The sequence below is a fragment of the Henriciella sp. genome, assembly GCF_049649345.1.
GTDB lineage: Bacteria > Pseudomonadota > Alphaproteobacteria > Caulobacterales > Hyphomonadaceae > Henriciella.
Genome location: NZ_JBARZC010000554.1, coordinates 1 through 2,840, shown reverse-complemented (window position 1 = coordinate 2,840; position 2,840 = coordinate 1). Strand labels below are relative to the sequence as shown.

Here is a 2,840-nt window from a genome sequence, read left to right as displayed (position 1 = left end):
GAGGAGCAGGTGGTAAAGGCCGGCCAGGTCTTCTCGCGCATCCACGTCGAGGATCTCGCCTCTGGCCTGAAAGCGCTGATCGATCACCCGCATCTCTCCGGCGCGTTCAATCTCTGTGACGACGAGCCGGCCCCGCCGCAGGATGTGATGGTGTTTGCCACCGACCTCCTCGGCGCTGCGGTGCCGGTCTTCGTCGATCTCGAAACCGCCGATGTCAGCGAGATGGCGCGCAGCTTCTATTCTGAATGCAAGCGCGTGCCCAATTCGAAACTGAAAGCCGCGACCGGCTGGCGGCCAGCTTTTCGCACCTATCGCGAAGGCCTAGCCGCCATTCTCAAAGCTGAGAAAAACTAATCAGCCCGATCACAAGGCGCGCGATTCATTGATCCCCGCTTGGCGATGCCTACCTCACTGGTGCAAGACAGATAAAACCAGCAAGGAATGGACCCGACATGAGTGACCCGACATATACCCCGCCAAAAGTCTGGACCTGGGACACCGAAAGCGGTGGCCGCTTTGCCAAGATCAACCGGCCGATTGCCGGGCCAACCCATGAGAAAGAGCTGCCCGTAGGCGAGCATCCGATCCAGCTCTATTCCCTCGGTACGCCGAATGGCGTCAAAGTCACCATCATGCTGGAAGAGCTTCTGGCGGCCGGTCATTCAGGCGCGGAATATGATGCCTGGCTGATCAATATCGGCGAGGGCGACCAGTTCAGCTCCGGCTATGTCCAACTCAATCCGAACTCCAAGATCCCGGTCATGGCCGATCATACGACGGATCCGATCACGCGCGTCTTCGAAAGCGGCTCGATCCTTCTCTATCTCGCGAACAAGTTCGGCGCCTTCCTGCCGGAGGATCATTACAAGCGCACCGAAGCGGTCAACTGGCTGATGTGGCAGATGGGGTCTGCGCCCTATCTTGGCGGCGGGTTCGGCCATTTCTACGCCTATGCGCCGGAGAAATATGAGTATCCGATCAATCGCTTCGCCATGGAAGTGAAGCGCCAGATGGACGTGCTCGACCGCAATCTGGCGGAGCGCGAATATATGGCGGGCGACGAATACTCCGTCGCCGACATGGCGATCTGGCCCTGGTATGGCGCGATGGCCAAGGGCATCATCTATGATGCCGGCGAGTTCCTGCAGGTCCACGAATACAAGAACGTCATCCGCTGGACTGATCAGGTCGGTCAGCGCGAGGCGGTCAAGCGCGGGCGGATGGTGAACCGGACGTTTGGGGAGCCATCGAGCCAGCTACGCGAACGCCACGATGCCAGCGACTTTGACACGAAGACGCAGGATAAGGTTGAGGCGGCGGAATAACACGTCGCCGATCATCCCGGCGCAGGCCGGGACCTCAATCAATTCAAGTACGCCCTTTGCTTCACGAGACCCCGGCCTACGCCGGGGAGATCGGCATAGGATAGGAGGATCTGCGCCTTATGCCGCCTCTCCCTCAACCGCGAACGGATCGTAATTCAGGATCGGGGCGAGCCATCTCTCGCAGGTGCGCTGGTCCCAGCCTTTGCGGGCGGCATAGTCGGCGACCTGGTCGCGTTCGATGCGGCCGACGGCGAAATAGGCGCTTTCGGGGTGCGCAAAGTATAGCCCTGAGACCGAGGGCGCCGGGCTCATCGCGAAGCTGGAGGTCAGCGACACGCCGATCCGCTCTTCGGCTTCGAGCAGCTTGAAGATCAGTTCTTTCTCGGTGTGGTCGGGCTGGGCCGGATAGCCTGGCGCGGGGCGGATGCCGCGATACTTTTCCTTGACCAGGTCCTCATTGTCGAAGGCCTCGTCCGGGTCATAGCCCCAGAGGGTCTTGCGGACTTTCTCGTGCATGTATTCGGCCATGGCTTCGGCGAAACGGTCAGCCAACGCCTGGACCATGATGGCGGAATAATCATCGCCCTTGGACTGGAAGTCCTTGGCGATGGCGTCGGCTTCCGGGCCTGAGGTGACGCAGAAGGCGCCGATATGGTCGCCGCTCTCGGCGAGGAAATCGGACAGCGCCAGATTGGGCCGCTGATTGGTCTTCACCATTTGCTGGCGGAGCGTGTGGAGCGTCTCGCCGGTGGCGAGCCTGATGTCGTCGCCGGATTTTGCCGCTTCCCAGAAGCCGATCACGGCCTTGGGCTTCAGCCAGGCTTCGCCGACAAGGCGCTGCATCATGGCCTGCGTGTCGCGCCATAGGTCAGAGGCCGCCTCGCCGATAATCTTGTCTTCGAGGATTTGCGGGTAGCGGCCGGCCAGATCCCAGCTTGCGAAATAGGGGGTCCAGTCGATGTAGCGGGCAAGCTCTGCGAGGTCGAAATCTGTGAAGGCGCGTGTGCCGGTGAAGGTCGGCGCGGGCGCGGACGGCTCGGTGGCGGTAAAGCCCTTTGCGCGGGCTTCGGCAATTGGCAGGCGCGGGGTTGGCGGGCCGCCAGCGCGGCTTTCACGGATCCGGTCATAGCGCGCTTTGGTGGCGCCCCAGAGGGCCTGGCGGTCATCCGTGTTCATCAGCGCCGAAACCACCCCGACAGCGCGGCTTGCATCGCTGACATGGATGACGGGCGCGGTCTTCATGGCCGGCTCGATCTTGACGGCTGTGTGGGCCGGAGACGTGGTCGCGCCTCCGATGAGCAGCGGCATGTCGAGACCGGTGCGCTGCATCTCCGAAGCGATGAAGACCATTTCGTCCAGGCTTGGCGTGATCAGGCCGGAGAGGCCAATCATGTCGGCCTTTTCCTTGATCGCGGTCTCGAGGATCGTTTCGGCCGGGACCATGACGCCCAAGTCGACAATGTCATAGCCGTTACAGCCGAGTACGACGCCCACAATGTTCTTGCCGATATCGTG

2 protein-coding genes and 1 pseudogene are annotated in these 2,840 nt (G+C 61.6%); 2 read left to right on the top strand and 1 reads right to left on the bottom strand.

Annotated elements, in window-relative coordinates; translation table 11 throughout:
- Both WA989_RS15325 and yghU read left to right on the top strand, forming a co-directional pair.
- Nucleotides 1–354 (top strand): annotated as a pseudogene (locus WA989_RS15325) (SDR family NAD(P)-dependent oxidoreductase); the annotation flags it as partial.
- Nucleotides 355–452: 98 nt separating this feature from the next.
- Nucleotides 453–1,325 (top strand): glutathione-dependent disulfide-bond oxidoreductase, encoded by an 873-nt coding sequence (gene yghU, locus WA989_RS15320; RefSeq protein ID WP_424341348.1) that lies wholly within the window; start codon nt 453–455, stop codon nt 1,323–1,325.
- 117 nt (nt 1,326–1,442) lie between these two features.
- Here yghU and WA989_RS15315 read toward each other — a convergent pair.
- Nucleotides 1,443–2,840: vitamin B12 dependent-methionine synthase activation domain-containing protein (locus WA989_RS15315; RefSeq protein ID WP_424341347.1), on the bottom strand; the 1,398-nt coding region annotated here is incomplete at its 5' end.